The 13339-nt window shown below is 73.2% G+C and carries 13 protein-coding genes and 1 tRNA gene; 6 read left to right on the forward strand and 8 right to left on the reverse strand.

Annotated features, from left to right (window positions below; translation table 11 throughout):
- The first annotated feature begins 47 nt into the window (after positions 1 to 47).
- Positions 48 to 1040 carry a magnesium and cobalt transport protein CorA gene (locus ABZ135_RS24370; protein WP_356698434.1) on the forward strand — a complete coding sequence of 331 codons (993 nt, stop codon included), beginning with the start codon at positions 48 to 50 and terminating at the stop codon, positions 1038 to 1040.
- Positions 1041 to 1079: 39 nt separating this feature from the next.
- Here the strand turns inward: ABZ135_RS24370 and ABZ135_RS24375 are convergent, their stop codons facing one another.
- Positions 1080 to 1865: a ferritin-like domain-containing protein gene (locus ABZ135_RS24375; RefSeq protein ID WP_356698361.1), complete on the reverse strand. Its 786-nt coding sequence runs from the start codon at positions 1863 to 1865 to the stop codon at positions 1080 to 1082.
- A gap of 337 nt (positions 1866 to 2202) precedes the next feature.
- Positions 2203 to 3252 (reverse strand): LLM class F420-dependent oxidoreductase, encoded by a 1050-nt coding sequence (locus ABZ135_RS24380; protein WP_356698362.1) that lies wholly within the window; start codon positions 3250 to 3252, stop codon positions 2203 to 2205.
- Positions 3253 to 3403: 151 nt separating this feature from the next.
- Here ABZ135_RS24380 and ABZ135_RS24385 point away from each other — a divergent pair, with 151 nt between their 5' ends.
- Both ABZ135_RS24385 and ABZ135_RS24390 read left to right on the forward strand, forming a co-directional pair.
- Positions 3404 to 4390, forward strand: a complete 987-nt coding sequence (locus tag ABZ135_RS24385) for an aldo/keto reductase (RefSeq protein WP_356698363.1) — start codon at positions 3404 to 3406, stop codon at positions 4388 to 4390.
- Positions 4387 to 6657: a helix-hairpin-helix domain-containing protein gene (locus ABZ135_RS24390; protein WP_356698364.1), complete on the forward strand. Its 2271-nt coding sequence runs from the start codon at positions 4387 to 4389 to the stop codon at positions 6655 to 6657. Before ABZ135_RS24385 ends, ABZ135_RS24390 begins: the two co-directional genes overlap by 4 nt.
- An 83-nt stretch (positions 6658 to 6740) precedes the next feature.
- Here the strand turns inward: ABZ135_RS24390 and ABZ135_RS24395 are convergent, their stop codons facing one another.
- Positions 6741 to 7370 (reverse strand): hypothetical protein, encoded by a 630-nt coding sequence (locus tag ABZ135_RS24395; protein WP_356698365.1) that lies wholly within the window; start codon positions 7368 to 7370, stop codon positions 6741 to 6743.
- A 47-nt stretch (positions 7371 to 7417) separates the two neighbouring features.
- Between ABZ135_RS24395 and ABZ135_RS24400 the strand changes: the two genes are divergently transcribed.
- Positions 7418 to 7606, forward strand: coding sequence for a DUF5703 family protein (locus ABZ135_RS24400; RefSeq protein WP_125749393.1), 189 nt, complete (start codon positions 7418 to 7420; stop codon positions 7604 to 7606).
- 60 nt (positions 7607 to 7666) lie between these two features.
- Here ABZ135_RS24400 and ABZ135_RS24405 read toward each other — a convergent pair whose 3' ends face one another.
- From ABZ135_RS24405 to ABZ135_RS24415, 3 genes are all read right to left on the reverse strand, one after another.
- Positions 7667 to 8419, reverse strand: a complete 753-nt coding sequence (locus tag ABZ135_RS24405; protein ID WP_356698366.1) for a chaplin family protein — start codon at positions 8417 to 8419, stop codon at positions 7667 to 7669.
- A gap of 112 nt (positions 8420 to 8531) precedes the next feature.
- Positions 8532 to 8765, reverse strand: a complete 234-nt coding sequence (gene chpH / locus ABZ135_RS24410) for a chaplin ChpH (protein WP_356698367.1) — start codon at positions 8763 to 8765, stop codon at positions 8532 to 8534.
- Positions 8766 to 8912: 147 nt separating this feature from the next.
- The gene (locus ABZ135_RS24415) at positions 8913 to 10241 is read right to left on the reverse strand and encodes a M20/M25/M40 family metallo-hydrolase (RefSeq protein ID WP_356698368.1); all 1329 of its coding nucleotides are present in this window, start codon (positions 10239 to 10241) and stop codon (positions 8913 to 8915) included.
- 228 nt (positions 10242 to 10469) lie between these two features.
- Between ABZ135_RS24415 and ABZ135_RS24420 the strand changes: the two genes are divergently transcribed.
- Positions 10470 to 10557 (forward strand) — tRNA-Leu (locus ABZ135_RS24420).
- Positions 10558 to 10631: 74 nt separating this feature from the next.
- The gene (locus ABZ135_RS24425) at positions 10632 to 11570 is read left to right on the forward strand and encodes a pseudouridine synthase (RefSeq protein ID WP_356698369.1); all 939 of its coding nucleotides are present in this window, start codon (positions 10632 to 10634) and stop codon (positions 11568 to 11570) included.
- On the opposite strand, the gene ABZ135_RS24430 is transcribed toward ABZ135_RS24425, so the two are convergent.
- A complete protein-coding gene (locus ABZ135_RS24430) occupies positions 11554 to 12183 on the reverse strand; it encodes an MBL fold metallo-hydrolase (protein WP_356698370.1) in 630 nt (209 codons plus the stop codon). The genes ABZ135_RS24425 and ABZ135_RS24430 overlap by 17 nt on opposite strands.
- Positions 12183 to 13268, reverse strand: coding sequence for an S-(hydroxymethyl)mycothiol dehydrogenase (locus tag ABZ135_RS24435; RefSeq protein ID WP_356698371.1), 1086 nt, complete (start codon positions 13266 to 13268; stop codon positions 12183 to 12185). The genes ABZ135_RS24430 and ABZ135_RS24435 overlap by 1 nt, the downstream gene beginning before the upstream one ends.
- Positions 13269 to 13339 lie beyond the last annotated feature (71 nt).

Genomic DNA, 13339 nt, shown 5'->3' on the forward strand with positions numbered 1-13339 from the left:
GGTAGGCGGGGTGCCTGCGGGTGCGTGACAGGTGCGGGAAGGGGAGAATACGGGCCGTGATCGTGGACTCAGCCATTTACCGGGACGGGCGCAGGACGGACGACCCCGGCGATCTGTCGGACGCCCTCGCGCAGGCGCGGGCGACCGGAGACGCGTTTCTGTGGGTGGGGCTGCATGAGCCGACGGAGGAGGAGTTCGACCATGTGTCGGCGGAGTTCGCGCTGCACCCGCTGGCCGTCGAGGACGCCCTGAAGGCGCATCAGCGGCCCAAGCTGGAGGTCTACGACGACTCGTTGTTCGTGGTGCTCAAGCCGGTGCTGTACGAGCCGGAGAGCGACCGGGTCTCCTCGGGGGAGCTGATGGTGTTCATCGGCGACTCCTTCGTGGTGACCGTGCGGCACGGCGAGGGCGCCCCGCTCGCGGCGGTGCGCAGGCGCCTGGAGGCCGATCCGGAGCTGCTGAAGCACGGGCCGACGTCGGTGCTGTACGCGATCAGCGACGCGGTGGTGGACCACTACCTGGAGGTGGCGGCGGAGCTCCAGGTCGACCTGGAGGAGCTGGAGGCGGACGTCTTCGCGCCGGCCGGCGGCAGTCCCGGGCGCACGGCCGAGCGGATCTACACGGCGAAGCGGCAGGTGCTGGAGTTCCGGCGGGCGAGCAGTCCGCTGGCCGGGCCGATGGCCCGGCTGGCGACGGGGGCCGTGCCCTTCGTGCACGAGCGGTCGATGCCGTTCTTCCGGGACGTGCAGGACCATCTGCTGCGCGCGACGGAGCAGGTGGAGGGGCTCGACCGGCTGCTGTCGGACGTGCTGTCGGCGCATCTGGCGCAGATGGGGGTGCGGCAGAACGACGACATGCGCAAGATCTCGGCGTGGGCGGCGATGGCCGCGGTGCCGACGATGGTCGCGGGGATCTACGGCATGAACTTCGACCACATGCCGGAGCTGCGCTGGACGTGGTCGTATCCGGCGCTGTTGCTGGTGATGGCCGGGGTCGTCACGCTGCTGTACCGGCTGTTCAAGCGGCGGGGCTGGATGTGAGCGATCCGCGCCGCGCCGTGGGTGTGGACGGAGACGGGCTCAGAAGGCCGGGGCCGGGGTCATGGGCCCTCCGAGGGCGTCGCGTCGTTCGGGCATCCGCAGGTCGACCATCCGGTGCCAGCCGGCCGCGCGCTCGTACGCGTACATGCCGTGGATGCCGGCGGTGAGGGCGGCGGCCTTGGCGCGGGGCCAGCGCAGGATGCGGCCCATGTGGCTCATCACGGCGAGGCTGACGTCGCGGTAGACCTGGATCTCGGCGAGCGCGGACTCCCGCAGGGTGCGCTGGATGAGCCGGCCGTGTCCCTCGTAGTTGAGGCGCAGCAGTTCCTCGTGACAGTAGGCGAGGTGGTTGGCCTCGTCGTTGTCGATCATGTGGATGGCCTTGCCGAGCTCCGGGTGGTCCCCGAAGTGCTTGACGAGCATGTCCATCTGGTCGGCCGCGCGCTGCTCGGTGACCCGGCTGTGGCTGAGGTAGACGACGATGTCCCGCTCGGTCAGGGGCTCGTCCCGGCGGAGCTTGTCGTGGGCGAGGCCGATCCCGCGCCGTTCGAGCAGCATCGTGTAGTCGGTCTCGGGCGGTACGGGGACGGGGTCGAGCCCGCGCTTCTTGAGCAGCGCGTGGAAGATCCGGCCGTGCTTGTCCTCGTCGGCGCCGTGCCGGGTGATCTTCGGCGCCATGTCCCGCATGCCGGGCGGGACCAGGGCGGCGATCCGGCCGTTCTCCCAGCCTCCCTGGGCCTCGCCGCTGGCAGCGATGGAGCAGAAGAGCCGGAAGGACTCGTCGTCGTCGATGATTTCCTGGAACAGGCTCTTGGCCGAAAGCATGGGTGCCACCTCCATGCGGACGTCCGCACGCCGCACGCCCGTGGAGTACGAGTCAAGTGCGCCCCCGCCGGGTGGGCAACAGGGCGCGCTCGGGCGGTGGGCCGAACGGGGTACGGGCCCGGGTCCGGGAGGGGCGGGGGCGGACGCGGGCCGGGCGCCGGGCGGGTGGGGCGGGGCCGGGCGCCGGGCGGGTGCGGGCGGGGCGCGGAGGAAGTGCCGCGGGGCGCGTAACCCCCGGGCTCGTTCGCGCGTTGTGCTGCGTGACGGCCGTGGCGGGGAAGACCCCCGAGCCCCCACCACGGCCGCAGACCTTTCCGGGCCCGTTCCCGGAGTTCCGCTAGGCGAGGCCGGCCCGCTCCAGGGCCTCGAAGCCGGCCCGGAGCGCCGCGATCCGCTCGTCCAGGGTGAAGCCGGCCGGGGCGAGGGTCAGGGTGGTGACCCCGGCCGCCGCGTACGCCTTCATACGGTCGGCGATGCGGTCGACGGAGCCGAGCAGGGTGGTCTGGTCGATCAGTTGCCGCGGTACGGCCGCGGCGGCGCCGTCCTTGTCACCGGCCAGGTACTTGTCCTGGATCTCGGCGGCGGCCTTCTCGTAGCCCATGCGCTGGGCGAGCTGGTTGTAGAAGTTCTGCTTGCGGCTGCCCATGCCGCCGACGTAGAGCGCCGTGTACGGGCGGAAGACGTCGGCCAGGGCGTCGATGTCGTCGCCCAGGGCGAGCGGCAGGGTGGGGTGGACGTCGAAGCCGTCCATCGTCAGGCCCGCCTTCTCGCGGCCCGCGCGGAGGTGACGCAGGGCGGTCTCCTCCAGGTGCTCGGCGGACGGGAAGATGAGCAGGGCGCCGTCGGCGATCTCGCCGGTCTGCTCCAGGTTCTTGGGCCCGATGGCGGCGATGTAGAGCGGGATGTGCGGGCGAGTCGGGTGGACGGTGAGCTTGATCGGCTTGCCCGGGCCGTCCGGCAGCGGCAGCGTCCAGTGCTCGCCCTGGTAGGTGAGGCGGTCGCGGGACATGGCCTTGCGGACGATCTCGACGTACTCGCGGGTGCGGGCGAGCGGCTTGTCGAACTTGACGCCGTACCAGCCCTCGGAGACCTGCGGTCCGGAGACGCCGAGGCCGAGGCGGAAGCGGCCCCCGGAGAGCGAGTCGAGGGTGGCGGCGGTCATCGCCGTCATCGCGGGCTGGCGGGCCGGGATCTGCATGATCGCCGAACCGACGTCGATCCGCTCGGTCTTGGCGGCGACCCAGGAGAGCACGGTGGGAGCGTCGGAGCCGTACGCCTCCGCCGCCCAGCACACGTCGTAGCCGAGGCGGTCCGCCTCCTGCGCCACGGCGAGGTTGTCGCCGTCCATGCCCGCGCCCCAGTAGCCGAGGTTGATGCCGAGCCGCATGCCACGTACCCCTTACCCATCGGTAACGTCCTTGTGCGGGACTCTAGCGCGCGGGCCCTCCGTCCGACAGGAGCCGGACCGGCCCTCGCCCTGTGGACAGGTTGTCCACAGGCTCTCTCCGCGTGGTGCCCTGGCCAGTAATCTCGCGGCCATGGAGCAGAGGCATCTCGGACGTACGGGCCTGCGCGTGTCCCGGCTCGGGCTCGGCACCCTCACCTGGGGCCGGGACACCGACGAGCACGACGCCGCCGAGCAGTTGAAGACGTTCTGGGACGCGGGCGGCACGCTCGTGGACACCGCGGACGTCTACGGCGGCGGCGAGGCGGAGTATCTGCTCGGGCGGCTCATCGACGACCGGGGCGGCCTCGTGCCCCGCCGGGAGCTGGTCATCTCGACCAAGGCGGGCAGCGTCCCGGACCCCGACCGGCGCACGGACGGCTCGCGCGGCCATCTCCTGGCCGCCCTCGACGCGTCGCTCGCCCGGCTGGGCACGGACTACGTGGACCTGTGGCTGTTGCACGCCTTCGACCCGCACACCCCGCTGGAGGAGTCGCTGCACGCCCTGGACATCGCGGTCGCCAGCGGCCGGGCCCGCTATGTCGGCGTGTCCAACTTCTGCGGCTGGCAACTGGCGAAGGCGGGGACCTGGCAGCTCGGCGGCGACCGGACCCGGCTCGCCGGGACGCAGATGGAGTACTCGCTGCTCCAGCGCGGCATCGAACGGGAGGTGCTGCCCGCCGCGCTCGACCTGGGCATCGGGCTGCTGCCCTCCTCCCCGCTCGGGCGCGGGGTGCTGACCGGCAAGTACCGCAACGGCACCCCGACGGACTCGCGCGGCGGCTCCGAGGCCCTGGCCCCCTTCGTGGAGCCGTATCTGGACGAGACGGCCGGCCGGATCGTCGACGCGGTCCACACGGCCGCCGACGGACTCGCCACGACCCCGCTCCACGTCGCCCTCGCCTGGGTGCGCGACCGGCCCGGGGTGACCGCCCCGATCATCGGCGCGCGCAACGCGCGGCAGCTCGCGGCCGCGTTGTCAGTGGAGAGCCTTAGTCTTCCTGACGAGATCTGCCGGGCCCTCGACGACGTGTCGGCGCCCGTGCACCGCTATCCGGATCACGACTGGAGCACCCTGTGACCGAGCCTTCCGGGGAGAACACGCCCGAGGCCGCCGACGCCCTGACGGACGAGTCCACCACCGGCCCGGCCCCGACGGCCCCCGCCGACCGGGCCCGGCCGACGGCCGCCGAGGAAGACCCGGCGGAGGGGGCGGGGGCGGGCCCGGAGGACGGGAGCCACGAGGAGTCCGAGGCCGAGGCGGCCGAGGCGGCCGAGTCGGCCGAGGCGGGTGACGTCGAGCCCGGTGCCGACCACGGTGACGGTGACGGTGACGACACGACGGGCGCGGGGGACGGGCACGGGACCGAGGCGGGTGCCGACGCCGGGGGCGCTCCCGGGGTCGGGGATTCCGAGAGTGACGCGGCGGCCCGCGCGGTGTCGGAGGCGCAGGCGGAGATCGCCGCGCAGCGGGAGTTGCGGGCCAGGATCGAGCAGCGGAAGGCCGAGCGGGGCGGGCCCGTCGAGGCGGGCCGGAAGCTGAGCGGGACGGCCGCCGATCTCCTGGCGGCCGTGCGGGCGGTGGAGAGCGGCGCCAAGCCCGTCGCGGTCCCCCGCATGGCGACGCCCGAGCCGCCGCGGCCCCCGGCGCCCGTCGCTCCGGAGACGACGGTGCGCCCGCCGGCGCCCGCGGCGCCGGTGGTGACCGAGGAGACGACGGCGGCCGTCCGGCAGGTGCTGGCCCGGGGCGGGGCCCCCGAGACGCTCGCCGGGCAGGTGGCCGCCGTGCTCGGCGAGGGCGCGGCCCGCGCCCTGGAGGACGATCCGTGGCAGTTGCTCTCCGTGCCCGGCGTGCGGCCGGAGCAGGCGGACGGCTTCGCGCGGGCCCTCCTCGGCCCGCAGTGCGGCCCCGCCGATCCGCGCCGGGCCGTGGCCCTCACCGCCTGGCTCCTGGAGCAGGCGGCGCTGAAGGGCCACACGGCCCTGGAGATCGGAGCCGTACGGGAGGGGCTGGCCAGGCTCGCCGTGCCCGAGCCGGACAAGGCCGTCGACCTCGCGGTGTCCGAGGCCGCGGTCCTCGTCTTCCAGGAGGAGGACGAGGAGGGGCCGGAGGAAGAGGAACAGGCCGAGCCGCGCCCCGAGGTGCCGGTGCTGCTCGGCCTCGAGCGGTACGCGCTCGCGGAGGAGAGCCTCGCCGACGGTGTCGCCCGCCTGATCCGTACCGTACGGGCGGAGGAGTGGGACGGCCCCGAGCCGGTCCGCGCCGCCGGGGCGCACGGTCTGGTGCTGCACACCGGCGGCGAGGCGGCCCGTGCCGAACCGGTCGCGCTGGCCGCGGCCGCCCGCGCGCGGGGCCTGCGAGTGGCCCTCGCGGCCCACACCGCCCGCGACGGCGCCGTGACGGTGGCCGGGCTGCTGTCCGGCTCCGCGGGCGTGGGCAGGGACGCGGAGGGCGCGCTCGCCCTGGACCTGCTGGTGGTGCTCGACGCGCCGCAGCTCGACGTGGAGAGCGCGGCCGCCCTGGTCGAGGCGCTGCCCGACGGCTGCCGCCTGGTGCTCAGCGGCGATCCCCATGTGCTGGGATCGGCGGGGCCCGGCCGGGTCTTCGCCGACCTGCTGGCGGCCCGGGTCGCCCCGCAGCTCGCCTCCCGCACCCCCGATCCCGGCCCGATCGGCGAGCTGGTCTCGGGCATCGGCGTCGGCGAGCTCAGCCAGGTGGACGCCCCCGGCAAGGAGGTCGTGATCGTCCCGGTCCGGGACGCCGGCGAGGCGGTGCACCGCACGGTGCAGTTGGTCGCCGACTCGATCCCGCGGGCCCTCGGGGTGCCGCCGGGGCAGACCCAGGTGATCACGGTCGGGCACGGCGGCTCCGCCGGCACCCGCGCGCTGAACGCGGCGCTCAAGCAGCGGCTCAACCCGGGCCCCGGCCGCTTCGGCGGCTACGACCCGGGCGACCGGGTGGCCCACTCCCCCGCCCCGGGCCGCACGGTCACCGGCACGGTCGTCTCGGCCGACGCCGAGGGCCTGCACCTGGACTGCGGGGGCGAGCGGATCGTCGTACGGAAGGAGCGGGTCGAGTCGTCGCTGCGGCACGGCTGGGCGCTGACCGCGCACCAGGCGGTCGGGGCGCGCTGGCCCGCGGCGGTCGTGGTGCTGCCCGGTGACGCGGCCGCGGGCCTCAGCAGGGCCTGGGTGTACACGGCGTTCGGGCGGGCGGAGCGCCATCTCTCGGTCGTCCACGGTGTGGATCAGGCGCTGCCGCGCGCGGTGGCCGAGGGCCGGGACCCGGAGCGTACGACCCGGCTGCGCCCGCTCCTGGAGGCGCTGCTCCACGAGGACGAGGCGTAGCGCGCCACGGGCGCCCCTCCCGCTCGCGGCGGAAGGGGCGCCCGTGGTCCGGTGCTCGTGCACCCGGTGCTTCTGGCCCGGGCTCAGGTCCCGCGGACCCGGTCCTCCAGGTCCTCGTCGGTCTCGTCGTCGAAGACGGCGCTGATGTCGAAGCGGCAGACGATCCGCTCGGGGTCGGCGTGCTCGAAGGGGGCGTGCAGCCACTCCCCCGCTTCCGGCAGTTCCTCGGCGGCCTCGACCCAGAGCGTGGAGTCGCCCTCCTCCAGGCCGAATTCCTTGTGACGGGACGCGATTTCGTCAGGTTCGTACTCGCCGAAGAGGATCCCGAGCGCCGCGTGGGTCGTCGTCGCCGCCTCGTCCCGTTCGAGGTCCGTGACCCGACGGGCCTGGGCGATGAGCCGCTGCGGCTCCACGACGGCGTAGTCGCGGCGGATCAGCACACTGAGGGCGTGCGGTTCCTCCGGCCCCGCGTAGGGCGGAAGGGAGTCGTCCGCGCCGGGGATCTCGAAGGGCGTGACCTCGTCGTACCGGTCGTAGAGGGCTTCGTCGTACGCCTCCGCCGCCGCGGCGAGCGCGTTGAATGCCTCGTAGACGGCCGGGTCGTCGTCCCCGGTGCGGCCTTCGACCGCCGCGAGGTGACGGTCCAGTGCGGCTTTGACCGCCTCGGCGGCGGCGCGTACCTCGGCAGCGGTGGGCTGCGCAGCATCAGACATAGGAGAGACGCTATCCGTACCGGGGCCTTGGCCGCACAATAGATGTGATGCCGGAATACGAATTTGTCGATGTGTACGTGCCGCGCGGCGTCTCCCGCAAGGAGGCGACGCGGCTTTTGACCGACCATGCCGAGTACGGACACTGGGAGTTGGACCGACTGAGCCTGCACCGGGACGGCAGCCGCAGGGTGCGGCTGCGCCGGCGCATCATCCGTCAGATCCGTGCCACCTGGTGAGACGAGAAGGGCCCCGCGAGATCGCGGGGCCCTTTCCGTTCGCCGTGCGGCGAGGCCGGTTCACGCGCTGCGGCGGGCCCGGCGGTAGATCACGGAGCCGGCGAGCAGCAGGGCCGCCCCGGCGGGCAGCGCGATGCCGAGCGTGTCGGCACCGGTGTGCGCGAGCTCCTCGTCGGGCCGGTCCTGGGTGACCGTGTGCGCACCCGGGGTGTTCGGCTTCTCCGGCTGACCCGGGGTGCCGGGGTTGCCGGGGTGCTCGCCGCCGGAGTCGCCGGGGCCCGGGTTCTCGGGGTTGCCGGGGTTCTCCGGCTCTCCCGGATTCCCCGGCTCTCCGGGGTTGCCGGGCTCTCCCGGGTGTCCGGGATGCGTCGGCTCGATGCCGTAGCCGCAGTCGTTGCCGCCGACGGCGTTGCCGAGGCCGACGCCCGTGACGTTGTTGCCGCAGACGTTCACCGGGGCTTCGACCGGCACCTGGACGTTGTTGCCGGAGCCGACGCCCGGCGAGTCCGAGGTGTGGCCGCCGGCGGAGGAGCCGCCGTCGTCGCCGTATCCGCCCGGAGCGCCCTGGTTGGCGCAGGAGTTGCCCGACGCCGGGTTCAGCAGCCCGACGACGTTGACGGTGTTGCCGCAGACGTTGACCGGGGCGTGGACCGGTGCCTGGACGCTGTTGCCGGACGCCACGCCCGGCGAGTCGGACGCCGTGCCGTTCGCGCCCGCGTCGGCCTGCGCGTAGCCGCCGCCGAGGGCGATCATGCCGCTCGCCGCGGCGACGGTGAGGATGCTCGTGCGGGTGATGCGTGTGACCTGTCGCATTGTGGGTTACCTGCTTCTCGGCTCGTGACGAAATGACCACCGGCCCCGGAGTGCATGGCACGCACTCCGGGGCCGGCCGCTGGCTCAGACCCTCAGGGGTCGAGGCACGACGTCAGGCGTTGATGCAGGTGTTGCCGAAGGTGGGGTTCAGCAGCCCGATGATGGTGACCGTGTTCCCGCACACGTTCACGGGAACGTGGATCGGCACCTGGACGACGTTGCCCGAGAGGACACCGGGGGAACCGATGGCCGCACCCTGGGCACCCGCGTCGGCAACGGCCATGCCCGCACCCGCGAGAACGAGACCGCCGGTGGCAGCCGCAGCAGCGACGACCTTCTTGATCATTATTCCTCCTTGTAGGCAATGCGGTCCCAGCCGCGGACCGCACACCTGTAACGAGGGGGAACCGGGGTGGCTACGAGGCGCCTCGGGCATTCACTCTTTCCGGGCATCTCCGCACGCGCGGCCGATTTCCGGGTGCGTCGGCGGCCCTCAACTGGCGTCGATGAACCGGTCGAGGACCCGCACGCCGAACTTGAGGCCGTCCACCGGGACCCGCTCGTCGACGCCGTGGAACATGCCGGCGAAGTCCAGCTCCGGCGGCAACCGGAGCGGGGCGAAGCCGAAGCAGCGGATGCCGAGGTCGTCGAAGGACTTGGCGTCCGTGCCGCCGGAGAGCATGTACGGCACCGCCCGCGCGATCGGGTCCTCGGCCCGCAGGGCCACCTGCATGGCGTCCACCAGGTCGCCGTCGAAGCTGGTCTCCAGGGCCTTGTCGCCGTGCACGTCCTCGCGCTTCACCCGCGGGCCGAGGATGCGGTCGAGGTCGGCCAGGAACTCCTCCTCGTAACCGGGCAGGAACCGTCCGTCGACGTGCGCGGTGGCCTGGCCGGGGATGACGTTCACCTTGTAGCCGGCGCCGAGCATGGTCGGGGCGGCGGAGTTGCGCAGGGTGGCGCCGATCATCTTGGCGATGCCGCCGAGCTTGGCGAGGGTCGCGTCCATGTCCTCGGGGTCGAGCGGGGTGCCGAGCGCGTCCGACAGCTCGTCGAGGAAGGACCGTACGGTCTTGGTGACCCTGACCGGCCACGTGTGGCGGCCGAGCCGGCCCACGGCCTCGCACAGCTCCGTGATCGCGTTGTCGTCGTTGGTCATCGAGCCGTGCCCGGCCGTGCCCTCGACGGTCAGCCGCATCCAGTGCATGCCCTTCTGGGCCGTCTCGACCAGGTAGAGGCGCAGGTTCTCGTTGACGGTGAAGGAGAAGCCGCCGACCTCGCCGATCGCCTCGGTGACGCCCTCGAAGAGGTCGCGGTGCTTGTCGACGAGGTGGCGGGCCCCGTAGGTGCCGCCGGCCTCCTCGTCGGCGAGGAAGGCGAGCACGATGTCGCGGGGCGGCTTGCGGCCGCTGCGCAGCCGGTCGCGGACGACCGCGAGGGTCATCGCGTCCATGTCCTTCATGTCGACGGCGCCGCGGCCCCAGACGCAGCCGTCGGCGATCTCGCCGGAGAAGGGGTGGTGGGTCCAGTCCTCGGCGTTGGCGGGGACGACGTCGGTGTGGCCGTGGATGAGGAGGGCCGGGCGCGACGGGTCCTCGCCCTCGATCCGGGCGACGGTGGAGGCGCGTCCCTTGTGCGACTCGATGATCTTCGGCTCGAGGCCGACCTCCGCGAGCTTCTCCGCGACGTACTCGGCCGCCGCCCGCTCGCCGGGGCCGGAGTGGTCGCCGTAGTTGCTGGTGTCGATGCGGATCAGGTCACGGCAGAGGTCGACGACCTCGTCCTCTCCGGTGACGCTTCCCGCCGCGGTGTTCGACTCGCTCACGCTGCTTCCTCCCACTACGTGCCCCACGTGATGACGTTGATCGCCCCATCCTCCCGCGCGGCCCCCTCGGCCCCCAAGGGCGTCCGCCCCGCGACATGCGGCCGTCACATGCCGAGACGCCGGCGGGGGCCGGGGCAGGCGGGGCCCGGGGGTGGTGATCGGCCACCTCAGATGTTTGCTATGGTTTTCCTCGTCGGAAGGGCCGAGCGCCACGAAGACATGACACCTGTCCGGGTGGCGGAATGGCAGACGCGCTAGCTTGAGGTGCTAGTGCCCTTTATCGGGCGTGGGGGTTCAAGTCCCCCCTCGGACACCAGCGAAGGACCCCGCATCATGTGGGGTCCTTCTTGTTTTGCCACCCCTGGTGGCCCGGCGACGACGGCAGGACCGGTGAGACGCAGAACGAAGGCCCCCGCCTCTCCCCTCCCCCAGCGGGACGGGATCGACGCGGTGCGGGTGCGGCTGCCCGAGGATCCCGGTGGGGTGTGGGCGACCGTCGGGGATCATCTGCGGGACCGGTACGCGGGGGCGGTCGGGGCCGGGGCGGTCGAGGAGATGCTGCGCGCGGGGCGGTTCGTCGGGGCGGACGGGGCCGCCGTGGCGGCGGACGAGCCGTACGCGGCGGGCCGCCTGCTCTGGTTCCACCGGGAGTTCCCGGTGGAGGAGCGGGTGCCGTTCGAGGTCGGGGTGGTGTACCGGGACGAGCGGATCGTGGTGGCGGACAAGCCGCACTTCCTGGCGACGATGCCGCGGGGCCGGCATGTGACGGAGACGGTGCTGGCGCGGTTGCGGCGGGAGCTGGGGCTGCCCGCGTTGCAGCCCGCGCACCGGCTCGACCGGCTGACCGCGGGTCTGGTGCTGTGCGTCGTGCGGCCGGAGGACCGGGGGGCGTACCAGACGCTGTTCCGGGACCGGCGGGTGCGCAAGGAGTACGAGGCGGTGGCGGCGTACGACCCCGGGGTGGCGTTGCCGGTGACGGTGCGCAGCCGAATCGAGAAGGAGCGCGGGGTGATGGCCGCCCGGGAGGTGCCGGGCGAGCCGAACGCCGAGAGCCGGATCGAGCTGATCGAGCGGATCGGGCAGGCGGGCGGGCTCGGGCGGTACCGGCTGGTGCCGGAGACCGGGCGGACGCATCAGCTACGGGTGCACATGAACGCGCTGGGGCTGCCGATCCTGCACGATCCGGTGTACCCGGTGGTGCGGGAGGACGGGCCGGAGGACTTCGGGCGGCCGCTGCAGTTGCTGGCGCGGACGCTGGGGTTCACCGACCCGTTCTCGGGCGAGGAGCGGCGGTTCGTGAGCCGGCTCTCGCTCAGTGGCCCCGCTTGAGCCATTCCTCCAGGTGCGGGGCCTCGGCGCCGATGGTGGTCGGGTCGCCGTGGCCGGTGCGGACGACCGTCGCGGGCGGGAGGGCGAGGAGCCTGGTCCGGATCGACTCGATGATGGTCGGGAAGTCGGACCAGGACCGGCCGGTGGCGCCCGGGCCGCCCTGGAAGAGGGTGTCGCCGGTGAAGACGGTGCCGAGGTCGGGGGCGTAGAGGCAGACGGCGCCGGGGGCATGGCCGGGCGTGTGCAGGACGTGGAGGTCGGTCCCGGCGATGGTGAGGACCTGGCCGTCGGCGAGGTCTCCGTCCGGGTGGTGGTCGGGGTGGGTCAGTTTCCACAGCGGTTGGTCGGCGGGGTGGAGCAGGATCCGGGCGCCGGTGGCGGCGGCGAGGGCCGGGGCCGCGTCGATGTGGTCGTCGTGGGCGTGGGTGCAGACGATGGCGCGCAGGGTGCGGCCGTCGAGGGCGGCGAGGATGGCCTCGTGGTCGTGGGCGGCGTCGATGACGATCGCCTCGGTGTCGTCGCCGACGATCCAGACGTTGTTGTCGACGTCCCAGGTGCCGCCGTCGAGGCTGAAGGTGCCGGAGGTGACCAGGTGGTCGATGCGGGCGGCCATCAGAGGACCACCACCGAGCGCAGGACGTCGCCCTCGTGCATGCGGGCGAATGCCTTCTCGACGTCGCCGAGCCCGATGGTCTCGGTGACGAAGGCGCCGAGGTCGATGCGGCCCTGCTGGTGCAGGTCGATGAGCATCGGGAAGTCGCGGGACGGCAGGCAGTCGCCGTACCAGGAGGACTTGAGCGCGCCGCCGCGGCCGAAGACGTCGAGGAGCGGGAGTTCGAGCGTCATCTCGGGGGTGGGGACGCCGACGAGGACGACGGTGCCGGCCAGGTCGCGGGCGTAGAAAGCCTGCCGGTAGGTCTCGGGGCGGCCGACGGCCTCGATGACGACGTCGGCGCCGAAGCCTCCGGTGAGCTCTCTGATCGCTTCGACGGGGTCCGTGGTGCGGGAGTTCACGGTGTGGGTGGCGCCCATCCGGCGGGCGGTGTCGAGCTTGCGGTCGTCGATGTCGACGGCGATGATCCGGGCGGCTCCGGCGAGGCGGGAGCCGACGATCGCGGCGTCGCCGACGCCGCCGCAGCCGATGACGGCGACGCTGTCGCCGCGGCCGACCTCGCCGGTGTTGATCGCGGCGCCGATGCCGGCCATCACGCCGCAGCCGAGGAGTCCGGCGACCTCGGGGGCGACGGCCGGGTCGACCTTGGTGCACTGGCCCGCGGCGACGAGGGTCTTCTCGGCGAAGGCGCCGATGCCGAGGGCCGGGGAGAGCTCCCTGCCGTCCGTCAGGGTCATCTTCCGGCGCGCGTTGTGGGTGGCGAAGCAGTACCAGGGGCGGCCGCGCAGGCAGGCCCGGCATTGGCCGCAGACGGCGCGCCAGTTGAGGATCACGAAGTCGCCGGGGGCGACGTCGGTGACGTCCGGGCCGACGGACTCGACGATTCCGGCGGCCTCGTGGCCGAGGAGGAAGGGGAAGTCGTCGTTGATCCCGCCCTGTTTGTAGTGGAGGTCGGTGTGGCAGACCCCGCATGCCTGGATCTTCACCACCGCCTCGCCCGGGCCCGGGTCGGGGATCAGGATCGTCTCGACCCGTACGGGTTCGTTCCTGCCGGGGGCGACGACCCCCTGGACCTGCTGCGGCATGGCGAGCTTCCCTTCTCCGACGGTGTCTGGGCGGTCAGGCTCTGTAAGGATCTTGCGTACCACTGTCTCCT

Origin of the sequence: Streptomyces sp. NPDC006339 (assembly GCF_040612775.1) — a bacterium.
GTDB lineage: Bacteria > Actinomycetota > Actinomycetes > Streptomycetales > Streptomycetaceae > Streptomyces.

Excerpts from the sequence above, each read along its gene's own strand:
- ABZ135_RS24375 (WP_356698361.1), bottom strand. The coding sequence starts at position 1,865 with ATGCTTTCGGCCAAGAGCCTGTTCCAGGAAATCATCGACGACGACGAG.
- ABZ135_RS24380 (WP_356698362.1), bottom strand. The coding sequence starts at position 3,252 with ATGCGGCTCGGCATCAACCTCGGCTACTGGGGCGCGGGCATGGACGGC.
- ABZ135_RS24385 (WP_356698363.1), top strand. The coding sequence starts at position 3,404 with ATGGAGCAGAGGCATCTCGGACGTACGGGCCTGCGCGTGTCCCGGCTC.
- ABZ135_RS24395 (WP_356698365.1), bottom strand. The coding sequence starts at position 7,370 with ATGTCTGATGCTGCGCAGCCCACCGCTGCCGAGGTACGCGCCGCCGCC.
- ABZ135_RS24400 (WP_125749393.1), top strand. The coding sequence starts at position 7,418 with ATGCCGGAATACGAATTTGTCGATGTGTACGTGCCGCGCGGCGTCTCC.
- ABZ135_RS24405 (WP_356698366.1), bottom strand. The coding sequence starts at position 8,419 with ATGCGACAGGTCACACGCATCACCCGCACGAGCATCCTCACCGTCGCC.
- chpH (WP_356698367.1), bottom strand. The coding sequence starts at position 8,765 with ATGATCAAGAAGGTCGTCGCTGCTGCGGCTGCCACCGGCGGTCTCGTT.
- ABZ135_RS24430 (WP_356698370.1), bottom strand. The coding sequence starts at position 12,183 with ATGGCCGCCCGCATCGACCACCTGGTCACCTCCGGCACCTTCAGCCTC.
- ABZ135_RS24435 (WP_356698371.1), bottom strand. The coding sequence starts at position 13,268 with ATGCCGCAGCAGGTCCAGGGGGTCGTCGCCCCCGGCAGGAACGAACCC.